Source organism: Marinobacter sp. DY40_1A1, from assembly GCF_016597815.1.
GTDB classification, from domain to species: Bacteria; Pseudomonadota; Gammaproteobacteria; order Pseudomonadales; family Oleiphilaceae; genus Marinobacter; species Marinobacter xiaoshiensis.
In genome coordinates this window covers 72,932-90,480 of record NZ_VCHA01000004.1, presented here as the reverse complement: position 1 = coordinate 90,480, position 17,549 = coordinate 72,932, and the positions used below count along the sequence as shown (strand labels likewise).

19 protein-coding genes are annotated in these 17,549 nt (G+C 53.5%); 12 read left to right on the top strand and 7 right to left on the bottom strand.

What is annotated here, in order from left to right; genetic code table 11:
• Positions 1–29: 29 nt before the first annotated feature.
• Complete coding sequence (locus tag FFI61_RS11290) at positions 30–713, bottom strand: type 1 glutamine amidotransferase domain-containing protein (RefSeq protein ID WP_200201389.1); 684 nt, start codon at positions 711–713, stop codon at positions 30–32.
• 206 nt (positions 714–919) lie between these two features.
• Here FFI61_RS11290 and FFI61_RS11285 point away from each other — a divergent pair, with 206 nt between their 5' ends.
• The 3 genes from FFI61_RS11285 (at position 920) to FFI61_RS11275 (ending at position 3,048) form a co-directional block, all read left to right on the top strand.
• Entirely contained in the window at positions 920–1,672 is a 753-nt protein-coding gene (locus FFI61_RS11285; protein ID WP_200370463.1) for a substrate-binding periplasmic protein, read from the top strand.
• 227 nt (positions 1,673–1,899) lie between these two features.
• Complete coding sequence (locus tag FFI61_RS11280) at positions 1,900–2,577, top strand: substrate-binding periplasmic protein (RefSeq protein WP_413785004.1); 678 nt, start codon at positions 1,900–1,902, stop codon at positions 2,575–2,577.
• A 45-nt stretch (positions 2,578–2,622) separates the two neighbouring features.
• Complete coding sequence (locus FFI61_RS11275) at positions 2,623–3,048, top strand: hotdog fold thioesterase (protein WP_200370456.1); 426 nt, start codon at positions 2,623–2,625, stop codon at positions 3,046–3,048.
• Positions 3,049–3,056: 8 nt separating this feature from the next.
• Here the strand turns inward: FFI61_RS11275 and FFI61_RS11270 are convergent, their stop codons facing one another.
• Together FFI61_RS11270 and FFI61_RS11265 are read right to left on the bottom strand one after the other, a co-directional pair.
• The gene (locus FFI61_RS11270; protein ID WP_200370455.1) at positions 3,057–4,040 is read right to left on the bottom strand and encodes a GGDEF domain-containing protein; all 984 of its coding nucleotides are present in this window, start codon (positions 4,038–4,040) and stop codon (positions 3,057–3,059) included.
• Positions 4,041–4,082: 42 nt separating this feature from the next.
• The gene (locus FFI61_RS11265) at positions 4,083–4,463 is read right to left on the bottom strand and encodes a rhodanese-like domain-containing protein (RefSeq protein ID WP_200201385.1); all 381 of its coding nucleotides are present in this window, start codon (positions 4,461–4,463) and stop codon (positions 4,083–4,085) included.
• Positions 4,464–4,576: 113 nt separating this feature from the next.
• Between FFI61_RS11265 and rarD the strand changes: the two genes are divergently transcribed.
• A complete protein-coding gene (gene rarD / locus FFI61_RS11260; protein ID WP_200201384.1) occupies positions 4,577–5,464 on the top strand; it encodes an EamA family transporter RarD in 888 nt (295 codons plus the stop codon).
• Between the two features lie 6 nt (positions 5,465–5,470).
• On the opposite strand, the gene FFI61_RS11255 is transcribed toward rarD, so the two are convergent.
• Positions 5,471–6,352 (bottom strand): LysR family transcriptional regulator, encoded by an 882-nt coding sequence (locus FFI61_RS11255; protein ID WP_200370454.1) that lies wholly within the window; start codon positions 6,350–6,352, stop codon positions 5,471–5,473.
• A 95-nt stretch (positions 6,353–6,447) separates the two neighbouring features.
• Here FFI61_RS11255 and FFI61_RS11250 point away from each other — a divergent pair, with 95 nt between their 5' ends.
• The 8 genes from FFI61_RS11250 (at position 6,448) to FFI61_RS17960 (ending at position 15,083) form a co-directional block, all read left to right on the top strand.
• The gene (locus tag FFI61_RS11250; protein ID WP_200201382.1) at positions 6,448–7,317 is read left to right on the top strand and encodes a cation diffusion facilitator family transporter; all 870 of its coding nucleotides are present in this window, start codon (positions 6,448–6,450) and stop codon (positions 7,315–7,317) included.
• Between the two features lie 10 nt (positions 7,318–7,327).
• Positions 7,328–7,531 carry a DUF3565 domain-containing protein gene (locus FFI61_RS11245; protein WP_200201381.1) on the top strand — a complete coding sequence of 68 codons (204 nt, stop codon included), beginning with the start codon at positions 7,328–7,330 and terminating at the stop codon, positions 7,529–7,531.
• A gap of 103 nt (positions 7,532–7,634) precedes the next feature.
• On the top strand, positions 7,635–8,702 hold the full coding sequence (locus FFI61_RS11240; protein WP_200370453.1) for a TRAP transporter substrate-binding protein: 1,068 nt from the start codon (positions 7,635–7,637) through the stop codon (positions 8,700–8,702).
• Positions 8,703–8,875: 173 nt separating this feature from the next.
• Entirely contained in the window at positions 8,876–10,012 is a 1,137-nt protein-coding gene (potA, locus tag FFI61_RS11235; RefSeq protein ID WP_200370452.1) for a spermidine/putrescine ABC transporter ATP-binding protein PotA, read from the top strand.
• On the top strand, positions 9,996–10,856 hold the full coding sequence (gene potB / locus FFI61_RS11230; protein WP_200370448.1) for a spermidine/putrescine ABC transporter permease PotB: 861 nt from the start codon (positions 9,996–9,998) through the stop codon (positions 10,854–10,856). The genes potA and potB overlap by 17 nt, the downstream gene beginning before the upstream one ends.
• Positions 10,856–11,623: a spermidine/putrescine ABC transporter permease PotC gene (gene potC, locus FFI61_RS11225; protein WP_200201377.1), complete on the top strand. Its 768-nt coding sequence runs from the start codon at positions 10,856–10,858 to the stop codon at positions 11,621–11,623. The genes potB and potC overlap by 1 nt, the downstream gene beginning before the upstream one ends.
• Complete coding sequence (locus FFI61_RS11220) at positions 11,620–12,660, top strand: extracellular solute-binding protein (RefSeq protein ID WP_200201376.1); 1,041 nt, start codon at positions 11,620–11,622, stop codon at positions 12,658–12,660. Before potC ends, FFI61_RS11220 begins: the two co-directional genes overlap by 4 nt.
• Positions 12,661–12,806: 146 nt before the next feature.
• The gene (locus FFI61_RS17960) at positions 12,807–15,083 is read left to right on the top strand and encodes a GGDEF domain-containing protein (protein WP_200370444.1); all 2,277 of its coding nucleotides are present in this window, start codon (positions 12,807–12,809) and stop codon (positions 15,081–15,083) included.
• Positions 15,084–15,117: 34 nt separating this feature from the next.
• Here FFI61_RS17960 and FFI61_RS11210 read toward each other — a convergent pair whose 3' ends face one another.
• The 3 genes from FFI61_RS11210 to FFI61_RS11200 are packed head-to-tail and all read right to left on the bottom strand — an operon-like array spanning position 15,118 to position 17,514.
• Positions 15,118–15,561 carry a universal stress protein gene (locus FFI61_RS11210; protein ID WP_200201374.1) on the bottom strand — a complete coding sequence of 148 codons (444 nt, stop codon included), beginning with the start codon at positions 15,559–15,561 and terminating at the stop codon, positions 15,118–15,120.
• A 32-nt stretch (positions 15,562–15,593) separates the two neighbouring features.
• Positions 15,594–16,880: a TRAP transporter large permease gene (locus tag FFI61_RS11205; protein ID WP_200370442.1), complete on the bottom strand. Its 1,287-nt coding sequence runs from the start codon at positions 16,878–16,880 to the stop codon at positions 15,594–15,596.
• Between the two features lie 40 nt (positions 16,881–16,920).
• Complete coding sequence (locus FFI61_RS11200; protein ID WP_200370440.1) at positions 16,921–17,514, bottom strand: TRAP transporter small permease; 594 nt, start codon at positions 17,512–17,514, stop codon at positions 16,921–16,923.
• Positions 17,515–17,549 lie beyond the last annotated feature (35 nt).

Sequence of the window (17,549 nt, the reverse complement as noted above, 5' to 3'; positions counted from 1 at the left end):
GCGCCAAGCCGGAGCGCGCGTTACCGGTATCAGTCTTGCTGAAGCGTCTGCACCATTGCCTTGGCCGCACCCTCGGATGACGCCGGATTCTGGCCGGTGATTAACTTGCCATCCACAACGATGTGCGGAGCCCAGTCGTCACCTTTGGAGTAGGTTGCAGTGTTTTCTTTCAGCATGTCTTCCAGCAGGAAAGGTACGATGTTCGTGAGACCAACTGCCTCCTCTTCACTGTTGCTGAAGCCCGTTACCTGGCGGCCGCCAACCAGGTTCTGGCCGGGCTTGATTTCAACATGCTTGAACACCGCTGGTGCGTGGCATACCGCGCCAATCACCTTGTCCTGCTCGTAAGCGGCTTTGATCAGGGCGATGGATGCCGTGTCGTTCACCAGATCCCACAAAGGGCCGTGACCACCCGGGTAGAAGATGGCATCAAATTCGTTCATGTCTACATTGCTCAGCACCTTTGTGCTTGCGAGGGCTTCCCTGGCGTGGGCGTCCTTCTGGAAGCGGCGGGTGGATTCGGTCAAGGCATCATCCGCTTCGCTATTGGGGTCAACCGGTGGCTTACCACCTTTTGGAGAGGCGATGGTGATGTCTGCGCCTGCATCGCGGAACACATAGTAGGGTGCGGTGAATTCTTCCAGCCAAAAGCCGGTTTTATGCCCGGTGTCGCCCATTTGGCTGTGTGACGTAAGTACCATAAGGATCTTCATAGTGCCTTTCCTTTCTTTCGTAAAGTGAGAGTCACCTGTTTTACCAGACTTGTTACCGTGTCTTGTGCTGTTGGCCTGATAATTCAACCGCAGTGACCTGTGCCTTTTTACGCAACCAGACCCTGTGCAGATCTGAGAGCGTCTATACTCTGTATACATTTCACTGCCAGTTGTGATTTGCAAAGGTGTTCAGGAGACAACAAACAATGCGATTACTGATTGCTGCTTTGCTGGTAGCGATAACGTTTTCTGCTGCAGCCCAGCAAGGCACTGAGACCGTTCGTGCCCTCACGGTTACAGTGGGTGCAAACCATGCGCCGCCGTACCGGATTGTTCAGGGCGGCGAGCCCTCAGGCCTTTATGTGGAGATTTTCAAGGAAATCACGGATCGGCTCGGGTGGAAGACGCACTACAGGGAAGTGCCCTTTCGCAGAGTGCTGAATCTGTTACAGAAGGGCGAGGTGGACGTGATGTTGGGTGCTCGGGAAACACCGGAAAGAGAGGCTTATATGACTTTCGTAGCTCCGGCTTTTCCAGCAGATCGCCGGCTGTTTCTGTATTTTGATGAGGCGAATCGCATAGAGCGTTATTCGGATCTCTACGGCAAAACGATTGGTGTGCTTGAGGGCTCTACTTACTTCAGGCGTTTTGATAACGATGAGCAGTTGCGTAAAGAGTCTGGACCCCGTTATGAGAATTTGATGCTGATGATGGAAAAAGAGCGGGTAGACGTGGTTGTAGTGCCCGAACTGATTGGCATCTACACACTCGGGAAACTCGGAATGCCGGTGAAGGTGTCTCCGTTTTTTATGCCTGGGGAGCGGTCCTGGATAGCAGTTGCCAATACGTCGCCGGTACTGGAGTATTCGGATGACATAAGAGCTGCGCTCAAATTGATAGAGGCAGAGGGTATATATGAAGATCTGGTACTAAAGTACATGGATCAGTACGCTCAGTAATATTAGATAGCCTGCCGGTTATTGATATTGCCCCGGCCAGTTCAGGTGGCTTGATGCCCAGGAGCAGGATGGTCATTTACGTGTTAGCCCTTAAAAAGAAGATGCTTTCCGTTTTTGCCAAAATTTTTACTTTTCTGTTAGCGCTTACGTTTTTTTGTACAGCCGGAGCTGCGGAAAATTCCAACTGCAAAACTTTAACTGCGAGCGGCAACCCGGAGTACCCTCCGTTGCTGTGGGAAGATCCGGTTGCGCCAGAGCAGCTAACGGGAGCAGTCACCGCGCTTTTGGGGGAAATTCTTGAGTCTCTTGGGGTCAAGCTTGAGGTTCAGAATCTTGGATCCTGGGCGCGGGTTCAGCGCCTTGCCAGGATTGGCGAGCTGGATATGATTGCCGGTGCTTTTATCACATCTGAGCGCATCCAGTATATGGACTATCTGCTGCCGCCCTTTACCAACCTGGCTGCGTCTATCTGGGTGCCCAAGGACAAGGTTTTCGAGTATCGCCACTGGCCAGACTTGCAAGGCAAGCGCGGAAGCACTTTGATCAACAATAGCTTTGGTCAGGGTTTCGATCGCTATGCAGAAGAGAACTTGCAGATTGTTGGTGTGAGAACCATAGAGCAGTCTTTTGAAATGGCTATTGCAGGGCGCATAGATTACGTTTTGTATGAGCGCTTGCAGGGGCAGGTGAAGTTACAGCGCCTGGGATTGGCGGATGAGTTTGTGGCTTTGGATGTGCCTGTCAGTACCGAGGGACTGTTCTTTACTTTTTCCAAGAATTCAAGATGCAATACGTTCGAATTCCGTGAGCGCATTGCTGATCGTCTGTATACACTGATCAATGAAGGCCGCCTGGACGAGCTTGTCAGCGAGTACACGGCCCGTTACATGTTTCTTCAGCCTTAGTGCTCAAGGGACAATTCACCAACCCTGTCAGAGAGTTTTATCAGTATGGCAATCTGGACCCGTACACCGGATCTTGAGCATTTGGCCAAGGCCAGTGCGAATACCGCAGTTAGCCACATGGGCATTGAGTACACCGAAGTTGGAGATGATTACGTAACCGGTCGTATTCCGGTTGATGAGCGTACGGTTCAGCCGTTCGGCATTCTTCATGGCGGTTCATCGGTAGTGCTGGCGGAAACCCTGGGAAGTATGGCCGCCAATTGCTGCCTGAAAGATCCCGGAACTGTGGCGGTGGGGCTGGAAATCAATGCCAACCATATACGCCCCGTGACCAAGGGTTGGGTATACGGAACAGCAAGGGCTCTTCATATTGGCAGTACAACCCAGGTATGGGAAATTCGCATGTCGAATGAAGAAGGTAAGACTACCTGTATTTCACGCCTGACTATGGCTGTTACAAAGCGCCCATAGGCGGTCGTTCAAAATTGCGGGTACAGGCTGACATTGTCCCGGCCCTTGGTCTTGGACAAGTACATGGCTTCATCGGCCCGTGACAGCAATGCCTCAAGGCGACCGTCATCATCAGCCAGCATGGCAATACCGAAGCTGGCGGTCGGCCTTAGCTCTGTGTGTTTGTGAGGAATCTTCAGTGCATGGAGTGCTTGGCGCAGAAGTTCCGCCAATTCCAGGGCCTGATTCTGTTGGGTGTCTGGCAGCAGCAGTGCAAACTCTTCACCCCCGATGCGTGCAGCTACATCAGACCCCCTCACCCTGCTCCGAAGCATGGTACCTACTTCCCTGAGAACCGCATCCCCGGCCTCATGGCCATAGGTGTCGTTGATATGCTTGAAGTGGTCCAGGTCAAACATGATGGCGGCAACCGGTGTCTGGCTTCGTCTTGCCTGTTTAATGATTTGCTCCCCAAACTGGAATAAAGCCCGACGATTGTTCAGTAGCGTCAGTTCGTCCTGCAGAGATGCTTTTTCTGCAGCCTGTTGGGCAGCCTGCAGGGCTACTTCCATATTTTTCCGTTCGGTAATGTCGGTGGCAATTTCCAGGCGAACCAGGCGGCCGTCTGTCCACCTGATAGCTTGGTCTCTGCACTGGTACCAGCGCTTGTCTACCTTGTTCTGAAACTCCCAAACGTGGATGCCTGTGGCGTTACCCGAGCTGTCAATCAACAGGTGGTTTGTGCAGAAACTGCAAGGGCCATCGGCGTTCTGCAGGACTTGCCAGCACTTCTTGCCGGCCCAGTAATCGCCCAGGTTGTTGTTTTGCCAATAGGCGTTCATGTACAACATTTCGTGGGTCTCGAAATCCGCGACGTACACCAGGGCATCGAGGTTATCGAGAATCGTCGGGAGCGCTGCATTGGCAGCAATCCCTGAAACAGCCACAGGAGCTGGAGGATCGGGGTCAACCTCCTGGGCAGGAATCCTGTGGCTGGGTTTATGGGTAGTCATCAGCGTCAGTTCATGGCGATTTTGAGCGCAGTATAGCAACGATCAATCGAAGGATGGCAGTTCCCGTTTGGTAATGGGTTTTCCTGCTTCCTGCCAGGCATCAAACCCGCCTTCAATCGATTGCACATGCAGGTAACCCATATCCTTCAGAGCTTTCGCGCTCAGCGCTGATCGGCCTGAAGTTTTGCAATAAAGCACAATCTTCATATCCCGATTGGCAAGTGCGGGGTCGCTGCTGAACTTGAACTCCAGAGTGCCTCGGGATACGTGTGTGGCGTGGGGGATGTGGCTTTGCCGGTACTCGTCGCCATCGCGAACATCCAGTAGCAGATCCGCAGCCTGAATTGCGCTTTCTGCCTGTTCCAGCGATATTTCCTCAATCTGCTGCTTTGCTTCTGCAACCAAGTCCTGTGCGGTTTTCATAACAGCTTCTCTCTACCCTATGAATGTGTATTCAGACTAAGACATATTACCAAGGTGCGTAACCCCTCAGGTATGTTAAATTCATCAGTAAAGCATAGTGAGGAAGCTATTTAATGGCTCTGTCGGAAACCAGTAAAGGCGTTGCATACGGTCTGTCTGCATACATTATGTGGGGCTGTTTCCCGTTGTATTTTGCGTTATTTGACGGCGTGCCAGCTTGGGAGGTGGTTATACACCGGGTGCTCTGGTCTTGTGTGTTTCTGGCGGTGATTGTTACCTTCCTGAAGCGTTGGCAGCCCGTGAAAGCTGCTTTGGCACGGCCTTCGAAACTTGGGTACGTGCTTGGTTGTGCGGTTCTGATTGCGGTCAACTGGGGCGTTTACATTTACGCAGTGGAGAGCCGACAGGTACTACAGGCCAGTCTTGGCTATTTTCTCACGCCTCTGGTGAATGTCGGGTTGGGTATGCTGGTGCTGAAGGAGAGTATTACCCGGCTTCAGATAGTGGCGGTGGTGCTGGCAACCATTGCGATCTTGTATCAATTATTCCTGCTTGGAGTCGTGCCCTGGATAACACTGGTGCTGGCGTTCAGTTTTGGAACCTATGGCCTGCTCCGCAAACAGGTAGCTCTCGACGGGCTTTCCGGTCTGTTTGTCGAAACGCTTCTACTGTTGCCTGTTGGCATGCTTGCTCTTGCGACCCTCAGTTACGCCGGGGTTTCGCACTTCGGTAGCAGTACCGCAACTACACTTTTATTGCTCTCCAGCGGCATAGTGACCGCAGTTCCTCTACTTGCCTTTGCCGGTGCCGCCAGAAGACTGCGGCTTTCCACCGTTGGCTTCCTTATGTACATCAACCCGACCATCCAGTTTTTGATCGCGCTACTGGTGTTCAGCGAACCCCTTAGCCCCGAAAAACTAACAAGTTTTGTGATGATCTGGATAGCACTGGCAATGTATTCATGGTCTGCCTGGGCAGGGCGCAGCCGGTCAGTAGCGTAGCAGAGCCTATTCCATTGTTTCGAGGTATTGCTCCAGTTCTTCCGCCAGCCAGCCCACAACCGCACCGCCCTGTGCCTGTTCGGACTCCAGTGCACTGAATGCTTTCCACCAGCGCGCGCTGCGGTGATGAACAATCCTGAGGGTTTCCTGTTTCAGGGCATCTGCAATCAGGGGCAGGGGGAGATCTGCCCATCCTGCACCATCAATCACCGCGTCCCGGATCAGTTCGTACATGGTGAAGGCCAGATAGTTCGCGGTTTCCGGGGATTCTGCCTCCAACCGATCGTTTTCCATAAAGGCCAGTGTGACTTCGGTAAAGCTGATGAGATCGTCCTGGGTTACCCGCTTCAGCTGACTCAGTGGATGATCCGGTGCCGCTACCGTGAGCATTCGCACATCGGCAAGCTCACGAAACCATTGATAGCCCTCGCTTGCCAGCGCAGGCATAAGCCCGTAGGCCACATCCACTGACTGGCTTTTGACCAGAGGCGGCAGCTCCCGGGGTGTGGCCAGATAAACCGAAAGACTGGTCTGCGGAAAGCGGATCTTGAGCCGGCGCAGAAGATCGCGCCACACAGGCTCTGGAATTGAATCGTCCCGGGCTATGCGCAAAACCGACTCGGCACCGCTGAGGTGGTGCTGGCAGCGCGCAAAAATCTGCCCGGCGACCTGATCAAATCGGCGGCAATCGGTCACTATGGCCTGGCCGATGGTGGTCAGTTGCAACTGGTTGCCGCTGCGCTCAAACAACTCCACGCCCAGTTCGTCTTCCAGCGCCGCGAGGGCGGTGCTTACTGTGGTGCGGCTTCGGCTAAGCTCCCGGGCCGCAGCAGCGATGGTGCCATTGCGAACCACAGCCAGAAAAACCTGTATTTGCGATGTTTTCAAAAGCAATCTCCTGTTCCGCCGGTTTTTCCGTCGGTGACCGACTCACACTGTCAGCTATGTGGCGATAATATGCTGGTAATTCACGGGAGATCAAAATGTTTAAGTTTATAGCGCGGGAAAACATGGCGCTGAGTTTGTCTGCGGTAGCTGCTGGTCTATTTGCGCTGGCCGGTATTACTTGGGGGTTGTGGATTGATTCGCTGGTTATTCTGTTTGATGGCGCCTATTCACTGGTGAGCCTGTTGTTGTCGCTGTTGTCGCTATACGCTGCGCGGATTATTCGCCGCCCGGCCAGTAAGGAATACCCGTTCGGCCGCGGTGCGGTTGAGCCATTGGTGATCGCTATCAAAGGCCTGGTGATAACGCTGGTGTGTGTGTTGTCTTTGGCTTCTGCCATTGCTGCCATGCTTGAAGGCGGTCGCGCTGTCAGTGCCGACAAGGCGCTGGTGTTTGCCGGCGTGAGTGTTTTGGGTTGTGCGGCGGTGTGGGTGTACCTGAAGTGGGCCGAGCGTCGCCAGTCTTCGGGCTTGCTGGTTGCAGAGCAGGGTCAGTGGTTTATGGACTCTGTACTCAGCGCAGCCGTGCTGATGGGGTTTGGAATAGCCTGGTGGTTGGAGCAGAGCGCCTGGTCCGCATGGGCTGTGTATGCCGACCCGGTGATGATGATCGCTATTTCCGCCTACTTCATCATTGTGCCTGTGAAAATGACCGTTGGTGCCGTGCGTGAGTTGTTGCTGGCAGCGCCTCCGGCGGAATTTGCAGAAGAGGTTCATGAGGCCTTGAGTTCTGTTGGGCTGGATCCGGATCAGGTGAAAATGGCCAAGGTTGGCCCTAACCTGATGATGGAAATCAGCCTTCCAGCCAACTGGCCGGGGCGCTCTGAGCGCTTGAAGCGGAGTCTGGTGAAGCATTTGTCGGACCTTCCGGTACGCCCGGCGATTTTCATCCGCAGCCTGGTCAGTTAACTTGGGCGGTATGAAACAACCGATAACCGCCTACCACACAGACGAAGAAGACCATTGGGTTGCCCGGCTGGCCTGTGGCCATAATCAACATGTGCGCCACACTCCACCCTGGGTGAACCGGCCCTGGGTAATCACCGAAGAAGGCCGGCGTTCCATGCTGGGCTTTGAGCTCAACTGCCGCAAGTGTGACGAGGGGGCACCTCCCGATGCATAAAGCGTTGTTGGCAACCCTTGGCTCCGGGGCGAGCGACGGGCTAGTATTGCAACCCTCTGAGTAATAACAACGCGATCAAACAAAACGATAAATGGTGCTAACAATGATGACTCGTCTGTTCAGGATGGCAGCGGTGATGCTGTTGTTTTCTGTCAGTTCACTGGGCGTAGCCGCAGATAAACATACGTTACGACTGGCGCAAACCTGGGGCCCGAATTCCCCGATTCTTGGTGAAACCACCCTGAACATGGCCAAGATGGCCGAAGAAATGTCTGGTGGCCGTCTGAAAATCCGCATCGACAGCGCCAACAAACACAAAGCGCCCTTTGGTATTTTTGATCTGGTGCGTAATGGCCAGTACGACATGGGTCACACTGCCTCTTATTACTATAAGGGCACCATTCCCAATGCCATGTACTTCACCACTGTGCCCTTTGGCATGATTGCCCCGGAAATGTATGCCTGGTTCTACCACGATCAGGGCATGGAGCTGATGCAGAAGGTATATGAGCCCTTTGGTTTGCAGTCGTTCCCGGGCGGCAATACCGGCAACCAGATGGGCGGATGGTTCAACAAGGAAATCAATTCGGTTGCGGATCTCAAAGGCCTGAAAATGCGCACGCCAGGGTTTGCCGGTGAAGTGATGGCGGAGTTGGGTGTTGCCGTTACCAATCTGCCTCCCGGTGAGCTATACACCGCACTTGAGCGCGGCACCGTGGATGCTGTTGAATGGGTTGGTCCGGCACTGGACTTCCCCATGGGCTTTCACCAGATTGCCAGGTATTACTATTCCGGCTGGCAGGAGCCGGGCGCTGAGGTTCAGTTCCTGATCAACGATAAAGCCTGGAACAAACTGCCGGAAGATCTGCAGGCAATCCTTCGCATCGCCATGCGCACTGCGGCTTACGACATGTACATTCAGACTACCCACGAAAGCGGCGTAGCCTGGGATCGCATGAAAGAAGACTATCCGAATGTGACCCACAAGACGTTTCCGCCGGAAGTCATTAACGCCATGCGCGATGCAACAAACAAGCTGCTGGCTGAAGCGGCTGAGAAGGACGATCTTGCAAAAGAGATCATCAATTCCCAGCGTGACTATCTGAAACAGGTTCGACAGTGGACCAATATTTCTGACAAAGCCTACCTGAACAGTATTGCTACTGACTGACCCGCTACACTGCACCCTGGCTACTGAGGTAGACAGGGTGCTCTCATTGCAGAACAATCCCCATGAATGCAGTGCGTAAATCCTGCACAATGCTTTTTATGTAGCCTCCTTTCTGGAAAAATACGCCGCAGCAGGGGCTTTTTCAGAAGCTCTCTTATTTTTGGGCAGGGTTGATGACTAAAACACTCTTATCGCTAAGCGGTATCAGCAAGCAATTCGATGGCAAAACCGTGCTGGATGAACTCAGCCTTACCATTGACGATGGCGAGTTCATTACCCTTCTGGGGCCCTCCGGATGTGGTAAAACCACCTTGTTGCGCATGATGGCGGGTTTTGAGCACCCGGATGAGGGAACCGTTACCCTGTCTGGTGTTGATATCACTCAGACTCCGCCTGAACACCGCCCGCTCAATACCGTGTTCCAGAATTATGCGCTGTTCCCACACATGTCGGTTTTTGACAATGTGGCCTATGGCCTGAAAATGGAAAAGCGACCGAAAGCTGAAATAGCCGAGCGAGTTGAAGAGGCCCTGGCGATGGTTCAGCTGGAGGACTTTGCCAGGCGCAAGCCGCACCAGCTTTCCGGCGGCCAGCAGCAGCGGGTTGCGATTGCCCGGGCAGTCGTCAAGCGGCCCAAAATGCTGCTACTGGATGAGCCCTTGTCTGCACTGGACTACAAATTGCGCCGCACCATGCAGGTGGAACTCAAACGCCTGCAGCGTGAGCTGGGTATAACCTTCGTGTTTGTTACCCACGATCAGGAAGAAGCCTTGTCGATGTCTGATCGCATTGTGGTGCTCAAAGACGGTTATATTCAGCAACTCGGTACGCCCCGTGAAGTCTACGAACGCCCGGCAAATGTGTTCACCGCACGCTTTGTTGGCCAGACCAACTTCTTCCCTGGCCGCGTTACCAAAATCGAAGGCGAGCGCATCAGCGTGGATGTGTTTGGCCTGAACCGCGAACTGAGCAAACCCTCGTTCCGTGTTGCGGTGAATCAATCACTGCACGTATTGCTGCGCCCGGAAGATATCCGGGTGTTGGCGCCGGATGATATCGAAGGTGTGGCCGGCAAGATTGTAGAGCGCAACTACAAAGGCAGCACTCTGGACTCGGTGATTGAACTGGAAGATGGCAGCCATGTGATGGCCAGCGAATTCTTTGATGAAGACGACCCCACATTCGATTACAGCATTGGTGAGCGGGTGCGCGTGAGCTGGGTAGATGGCTGGGAATGGTTGCTGGCGGAAGAGGGCGATGAGCCACTCACCGATGAAGAGGAGCTGGCAGCCGATGATGCGGAGCATTAAGCAGCAGCCGTTCAGAGCGGCTGTACTGGTGCTGGTTTGGGGGTGGCTGCTGTTCCTCGTACTTGCGCCGAATATGCTTGTGGTGGGTGCCAGCGTGATGACGCGGAACCCATCTACCTTTATCTCTTTGCCGTTGAATCTGGAAGCCTACCGGCAACTGTTTAACCCCTTGTATCTGGACGTGTTTCTGCACTCCCTTTACATGGCAGCACTAACGACTCTGATTTGCCTGCTGATCGGCTATCCTTTTGCCTGGGCCTTGTCGCGGGTGGAAAAAAACCGGCAAATGCTACTGATTTTCCTGTTGATTGTGCCTTTCTGGACAAACTCTCTGGTGCGCACCTACGCGTTGAAGCTCATCCTCGCGACCAACGGCCTTTTGAACAGTGCGCTAATGTCTTTGGGTGTGATTGATGAACCCGCGCAGCTTTTGTACACAGAAGGTGCCGTGATTGTCGGCCTGGTGTATTTGTTGCTGCCCTTTATGATCCTGCCACTGTACTCGGTGTTTGAAGATTTGCGACAGGATGTTCTGCTGGCCTCTCACGATTTGGGTGCGGGTCGCCTGGCTACCTTTAAAAACGTAGTGGTGCCTTTGACGCTGCCGGGCGTGCTGGCCGGTGTGATGCTGGTATTGCTGCCCGCCATGGGCTTGTTCTTTGTGCCGGACATTCTGGGCGGTTCGCGCAACTTGCTGGTGGGTAATGTGATCAAGAACCAGTTTCTGGATGCCCGTAACTGGCCGTTTGGCGCCGCTGCCAGCATAGTACTCACGCTTACCATGGCGTTGCTTATGTTTGCTCATCGCCTCAGTAAACGCCGTTTGGGCGAGGAGGGTGCGTGATGCGCTGGTTATCCCGCAGTTACCTCGCGCTGGTGTACTTGCTGCTGTATGTGCCAATTGTGGTGCTGGTGGTGTTTTCCTTTAACGACTCCCGAACGGGATACAGCTGGGGTGGATTGAGCCTGCGCTGGTACGAATCCCTGTTTAATAACCACGCCATGGTGCAGGCCATGTGGAATTCTTTGTGGCTGGCACTTACCGCTGCTACGGTATCGACGGTAATCGGCGCCCTCACCGCACTGGCCCTGCATCGCTACCGCTTTCGTGGCAAAAGAGTTCTGAACGGCATGCTCTTTGTGGTGATGATGTCACCTGAAATTGTGCTGGCCATTTCGTTACTCGGGCTGTTCCTGTTGCTGGGCTTGAAGCTTGGTTATGTATCACTGCTGCTTGCGCACGTGACATTCTGCCTGCCGTTTGTGGTGATTACGGTTATGGCGCGGCTTAGTGGTTTTGATGAACGCCTGCCAGAAGCGGCCCGGGATTTGGGCGCGAGTGATTTCACCATGACCCGCACCGTTTTGATTCCGGTTATCATGCCGGCGTTAATGGCAGGCTGGTTGCTCGGTTTCACCCTCTCCATGGACGATGTGGTGGTGAGCACCTTTGTGAGCGGCCCAAGTTATGAAATTCTCCCTTTACGCATCTACTCCATGGTGCGCGTGGGGCTTAAACCTGAAGTAAACGCACTTGGCACGCTGCTGCTAGTGTTCTCACTAGTGATGTTGATGTTGTCGCAATGGATTCTTTCAAGGAGCAAACAATGAAAAAACTCGCACTGGCCGGCATGCTGGCCCTTGGCCTGACTGGCTGCAGTTCCGATGACCCGCAGGTACTGAATCTGTACAACTGGTCCGAATACATGCCACAGGAAGTGCTGACACGCTTCGAAGATGAAACCGGCATCAAGGTGGTATACACCACCTACGACAGTAATGAGGCCATGTACGCCCGACTCAAGTTGCTGGATGATAGTGCTGCCTACGATCTGGCCGTGCCTTCAACTTACTACGTCAGCAAAATGCGCAATGAAGGACTGTTGTTGCCCATCGACCAAAGCAAGATCAGCGGCTTTGACCAGCTTGATCCGGAGCTCACTGGCCTGGATATCGACCCGAGCAACCAGTACAGCGTGCCTTATCTTTGGGGTACCACCGGCATTGGTGTGGATACCGCTGATGTTACTGGTGAGCCGGTGACAGCATGGGCAGACCTTTGGGATGAGCGCTTCAAAGGCAAGGTGAACCTGACCAATGATATGCGTGAAGTCTTTCACATGAGCCTGCGGGTACTGGGTTATCCCGGCAACAGCACTGATCCTCAGCAAATCGAGGAGGCCTATGAAAAGCTGACGGAACTCATGCCCTCCGTGCGTACGTTTAATTCGGATGCACCCCGTATGCCCTTCCTTGAAGGTGAAGCGGACGTAGGCATGATCTGGAACGGCGAAGCCGTTATGGGCAAGGAGAGCATGGAAGCGCTGGAGTATGTGTATCCGGAAGAGGGCGTTATTGCCTGGCTGGACAGCTTCGTAATTCCCAAGAATGCCAAGAACCCGGAAGCGGCCCACCAGTTCATCAGCTTCGTGCTGAAACCGGAAATCGCAGCGCTGATCAGCGAAGATATTGGCTACGCCACGCCAGTTCTATCTGCCCGGGAGTTGTTGGGTGACGAGGTTGCCGGAGATCGCGCGAGCTATCCAACAGCTGAAGATATGGTGAATGCCGAGTTTCAGACCGACATAGGGGATGAAGCCTTGCAGGTCTATGCCAAATACTGGGAAAAGCTGAAATCAGGGCTGTAAATCCTGGCCTCAGAGTGTGACATTGCAGGGCCCTCTCCTGGCCCTGCAACCCTCACGTTTTAATATATTCTGGTGTCCGGATTTTGTACACGTTGAGGCGAGGGTGCTCTATACTGGCCGGTATAGCTCCTAATGGCCGAATATCCGTGTCTATATCTGCACACATTCTGAAAGCCCTCATTATTCTGTTTGGAGCCCTGTGCGGGCTTGTACCTGTCGCATCTCTGGCTGCACCACAGCCTCTAACGGAAGGCTGGGAGTACCGCTGGGGCGACATACCTTTCACCGCGGAAGGTACACCTGACTGGTCCCTTGCACAGCAGCCAGAACAGTGGCACGCCATTGATTTTCCTTCTAACCCCCCAGGCCGAAATGGCCAGGATCAGGTGTGGTATCGGGTAACTCTGCCCGCGGGTGACTGGCAGGATCCCGTGCTTTATATCCTGAGTATCGATTTGATTGTTCAGGTGTGGCTGGATGGTGAAAACATCTACCAATACGGCACCTTCGACAAAGATGGTCGGGGCAAATTCGAAGGCTGGCCCTGGCACAAAATAACTCTGCCAGAGGGTTACGAGAATAAAACGCTGTATTTCCGCGTGTTTTCTGATTACACGGACATAGGTCTTTGGGGTGAAGTGAGCCTCATGGATCACTCAGAATTAATTCTGCATATCCTTAACAACTCTCTGGAGGCCCTTCTTGTTGCAGGGTTTTCTCTGCTGGTGGCGTTGCTCGCACTGATACTTTCCCTGCTGCAGGGCGGCAGAAAGACTTTTACCAGTATTGCTCTCTTTTCTCTGGCTTCATCAGTGATGCTCCTCTCCGAAAGCTCTGCCAGCCAACTGATTGTGCCCGATGCCTTGATGTGGGATTACCTGGCCGCGGGAAGTTACTTTCTGCTGCCTGTTGGTCTTTGGCTTATGCTCGACCAGTGGCTGGGTGGCACGCGTCCACCCCGGGCAATTTCAGTGATCTGGAAACTGCATCTTGTTTACATGCTTGGAGCACTGGGCCTGGCATTGACTGGTGTTATCGGCCTTTCGTTTACCTTCCCTCCATTCGATGCTCTGCTTTTATTGTCCCTCTTTTTGATGGGGCTGATAACGGTTCCCCGTATTCGTTTAATGACCAAAGAGCAGCAAGTTCTTGTGCTGGCGTGCGGCGTGTTCAGTGCTTTATTGGTTGCAGATATGGCAGTGGCGCATGGTTTCATGCAATGGGTCCAGGTACCCGTTGGTCTGGGTCTGCTCGTATTTATACTGGCCGTTGTAATAATCTCGTTAAGACATTACGGAATGACCCAGAGAGCCCTGCAGGAGCTAACTGTCACGCTTGAGCAGCAGGTGGCTGAGCGAACCGAAAAGACAGAGAGGCTTTTGCAGCGAGAGAAGGCCCGGGCGAAGGTGCTGGCGTTTGAGAATGAGAAAAGCCGAGAGTTTGCAGAGGTTGTGGCTGAATTACAGGCCTGCGCTAACCTTGATCAGGCATTCCAGGTGCTCACCGAAGCAATGCCCAGACTGTGCAGCCCTATCAAGGGCATGATCTATCGGCGAATGGCTTGCGGTGGATATGAGCGCCTTGCGCTCTGGGGTTATGGAAGCGCGCTTCCTGACTTGCACCCGGTTATTGAGACACTCGAGCATATGCCGCCCCCGGTGCGCCTTCTTGCCGGTTCCGTTGAGGAGGCTGAGGCGGCTTGCAGGAACTGTCAGGGGCTGGTGTGCTTTTCTATCAACGTGGAGTTTATGAACCATGGTACAGCACCGGAAAGCCTGTTGTTGCTGGACGCGGAGGGCATAAGCAACTCCGGGCACACTGAAGATGGCGCAGCAAGGTTAATGTCCTCGATCAACCTGGTAGTCGAGCGAATAGGGGTGACACTTTCTGGCCTGTCACTCAAGGAAGATCTGCACCGATTCTCCTATGAAGACGCCCTCACGGGGCTCAAGAATCGCCGGTATTTTGACCAGCTATTTGAACACGAAGCTAGCGTAGCTCTGCGCAAAGAACTGCCATTATCTCTGCTATTGGTTGATATAGACCACTTCAAACAGTTTAACGATACTCATGGGCATGAGGCAGGTGATGCCGCGCTGAAAGCGTTTGCTGCAATACTGGAATCGCGTTTTCGTGGCAGTGATGTTGTCTGCCGTTACGGTGGCGAAGAGTTTGTGGTGATTCTTCCGGCCTCGGATATAGTCGGTGCGAGGGAACGTGCTGAGCAATTGCGTGAAGCGGTGCGAAAAGAGACGGTTGTGTTTGAGGACAAGGATCTCGGCTTCCTGACCATATCCATTGGTGTTGCGTCATGGCCGGGCAGTACCAAAAAACCCGAGAAGCTGTTGAAGCTTGCAGATGAAATGCTTTACAAGGCTAAAGCAGGTGGGCGAAACAGGGTTGAAGCGTTCCCGGAGCGCTAGCTGGCGGGCGCAGGGCCGGCCAGGAATATGGGGTTCAGACCACCAGAACCGGGCACTTGGCATGAGAGGCCACCCGGTGCGAAACGCTGCCGAGGAGCATGCCGTCCTTATCGCTATGAGTACCTCGAGTTCCTACCACGATCAGATCCGCTTCTTTGTCTTGGGCGAATTTCACAATAACCTTTGAGGGGCGCCCGGATTTCACAAAACCTCGAACCTTCGTTGCTCCATGGTCGATAGCCATATCCTTGGCATGTTTGACCACTTCTTTAGCGTAATCAGAAAGCACCTTGTCTGGAATATCCATGTCCGCAGGCCGCCCAATGGAGAGAGACGCTTCAAACAGGCTGTGGTGCTTGTATACACATAGAATAAAAATTTCGGTTTCAGGCATCAGCTTTTGAAAGCCGATAGCCTTATCCAGAGCCTTGAGCGAGGTTTTGGAGCCATCAACCGCCACCAGAATCCGTTTGAACATGCTTGTCTCCTTATATATCCACCGGGTGCGCGCTAGTCTGCGAAGGCAAGATCACGCAGGAACAGGGCGATCTGGGGGAAGGCAATGATCAAACCAGCCGCCAGGATCAGCATGAAAATAAACGGAGGTGTGCCCCGGATAACTTCAAGGTAAGGCCGTTTGAAGATCGCGATGGCTGTGAAAATGTCACAGCCAAACGGCGGTGTTGCCGAACCAATTGCAACCTGCAGTGTAATGAGTACGCCCACCAATACCGGGTCCAGCCCTGTTGCCTGAATGGCTGGTGCAAAAATCGGGGTCAGTACCAGAATCACAACAATGGGGTCGACAAACATACAGGCGATAAAGAAGGCGACGCAGATAGCGACCAACACGCCCACCGGGCCGGCTTCGTTTACGCCGACAGACTCCAGTATTGCCTGGGGAATCTGGGCAAAGGAAATGATCCAGGAGAAGCCGTTGCCAACAGCCACCAGGATGAAGACTACGGCAGTGATCAGGCCGGTAGATTTGGCAATCTTGTAAATTTCACCAATCTTCAGGGAGCGGAAAATGATGAATTCCAGCAGGAATGCATAGAGCACACACACCGCTGCAGCCTCTGTAGGGCTGAAAATGCCACCATAGATACCACCCACAATGATAACCGGGAAGAACAGTGGCCAGCTGGCATCACGAACCGAGAGGGCGCGCTGGTGCCAGGTTGCCTTGGGTTCAGTGGGTACGTTGTTTTTGTAGGCGTAGAACAGGCAGTAGAGCGAGAACATGAACAGGATCAGCAGGCCCGGGCCAACACCAGCGATAAACAACTCTGCGATGGAGGTTTGGGAGATAACCCCATAGATAATCATGCCGATACTGGGGGGAATCAGAAAGGCAATGTCACTGGCGTTGATGATCAGTGCCAGCGTAAATGAATCTGAGTAGCCGGCTTTGAGCATTTTAGGGCGTAAGGGAGAACCTACGGCCACAACGGTTGCCTGGGTAGAGCCGGACACGGCGCCAAAGAGCGTACAGGAAGTTGCGGTACTGATTGCCAGCCCGCCTTTGATATGGCCAATAAACGCCATAACCATGTTGATCAGCCTGTCCGCAGACTGGCCTCGGGTCATTATATCTGCGGCGAGAATGAACATGGGGACAGCAATCAGTGAGGCGGGCCGGATGCCACCCATCATCTGCTGAATGAATGTGCCCATCTGGCCGAAGCCGTCAAACATCATAACAAAGCCAACGACGGCGGCGGTCGTCAGCGGGATCATCATGGGGAAACCGAGCAGTAACAGCCCGATCATGATGATCATTAGAATAGTCGCCATAGGTGTGCCCTTTTTTTATCGTACCCCTGGTGAAACCGGGTCAGACTTCCGATTCTGAATCAGCGTAACCGTCGATCACTCCCGTGGAGAGATAAACATCCTCACTGGTGAAGTTCTTGATTGCTGTGAGGAAATACTGAATGCCAGTCACGGCAAAGCCCACAGGCACCCAGATATAAATCCACCAGATCTCAAAGCCCAACGCCGGCAAAATACGGCCACGGCTGTAAAGGGTTTCGATGTATCCGTAGGAGTGGTAGCACAGAAAGAACATCACCGCAGAAGTAAACAGGGCGATGAAAATCATCAGTACCTTGCGGCCTTTGGATGGTAGCGCATCGTAAACTGCGGACATTCGTATGTGACGACCGTAGCGTGCTGCGTAGCCGATGCCGGCAAAGGTAACCAGAATAATCAGAATGCGATTTATTTCGCCGGAGAAGAAAAAGCCCTCTCCAAACACAAATCGCGCAATAACGTTTACGACGGTGTTTATGGCCATGAGGATAATGCCCGCGGCCAGTATTACGGCTTCTGCGTTGGCAATCCATCCGTCTATGGTTCCCAGAATCCCGGGCAGACCGGACTCAAAAGTACCGGTATCGTCGTCTATCTCCGGGGTGTTCTCCGACATGGGATTTGCTCCAGTTCATGTCGCTCCCGACCGGA

Coding starts and splice junctions, on each gene's coding strand:
- FFI61_RS11290 (WP_200201389.1), bottom strand. CDS start 713: ATGAAGATCCTTATGGTACTTACGTCACACAGCCAAATGGGCGACACC.
- FFI61_RS11285 (WP_200370463.1), top strand. CDS start 920: ATGCGATTACTGATTGCTGCTTTGCTGGTAGCGATAACGTTTTCTGCT.
- FFI61_RS11275 (WP_200370456.1), top strand. CDS start 2,623: ATGGCAATCTGGACCCGTACACCGGATCTTGAGCATTTGGCCAAGGCC.
- FFI61_RS11270 (WP_200370455.1), bottom strand. CDS start 4,040: ATGACTACCCATAAACCCAGCCACAGGATTCCTGCCCAGGAGGTTGAC.
- FFI61_RS11265 (WP_200201385.1), bottom strand. CDS start 4,463: ATGAAAACCGCACAGGACTTGGTTGCAGAAGCAAAGCAGCAGATTGAG.
- rarD (WP_200201384.1), top strand. CDS start 4,577: ATGGCTCTGTCGGAAACCAGTAAAGGCGTTGCATACGGTCTGTCTGCA.
- FFI61_RS11250 (WP_200201382.1), top strand. CDS start 6,448: ATGTTTAAGTTTATAGCGCGGGAAAACATGGCGCTGAGTTTGTCTGCG.
- FFI61_RS11245 (WP_200201381.1), top strand. CDS start 7,328: ATGAAACAACCGATAACCGCCTACCACACAGACGAAGAAGACCATTGG.
- FFI61_RS11240 (WP_200370453.1), top strand. CDS start 7,635: ATGATGACTCGTCTGTTCAGGATGGCAGCGGTGATGCTGTTGTTTTCT.
- potA (WP_200370452.1), top strand. CDS start 8,876: ATGACTAAAACACTCTTATCGCTAAGCGGTATCAGCAAGCAATTCGAT.
- potB (WP_200370448.1), top strand. CDS start 9,996: ATGATGCGGAGCATTAAGCAGCAGCCGTTCAGAGCGGCTGTACTGGTG.
- potC (WP_200201377.1), top strand. CDS start 10,856: ATGCGCTGGTTATCCCGCAGTTACCTCGCGCTGGTGTACTTGCTGCTG.
- FFI61_RS11220 (WP_200201376.1), top strand. CDS start 11,620: ATGAAAAAACTCGCACTGGCCGGCATGCTGGCCCTTGGCCTGACTGGC.
- FFI61_RS11210 (WP_200201374.1), bottom strand. CDS start 15,561: ATGTTCAAACGGATTCTGGTGGCGGTTGATGGCTCCAAAACCTCGCTC.
- FFI61_RS11205 (WP_200370442.1), bottom strand. CDS start 16,880: ATGGCGACTATTCTAATGATCATCATGATCGGGCTGTTACTGCTCGGT.
- FFI61_RS11200 (WP_200370440.1), bottom strand. CDS start 17,514: ATGTCGGAGAACACCCCGGAGATAGACGACGATACCGGTACTTTTGAG.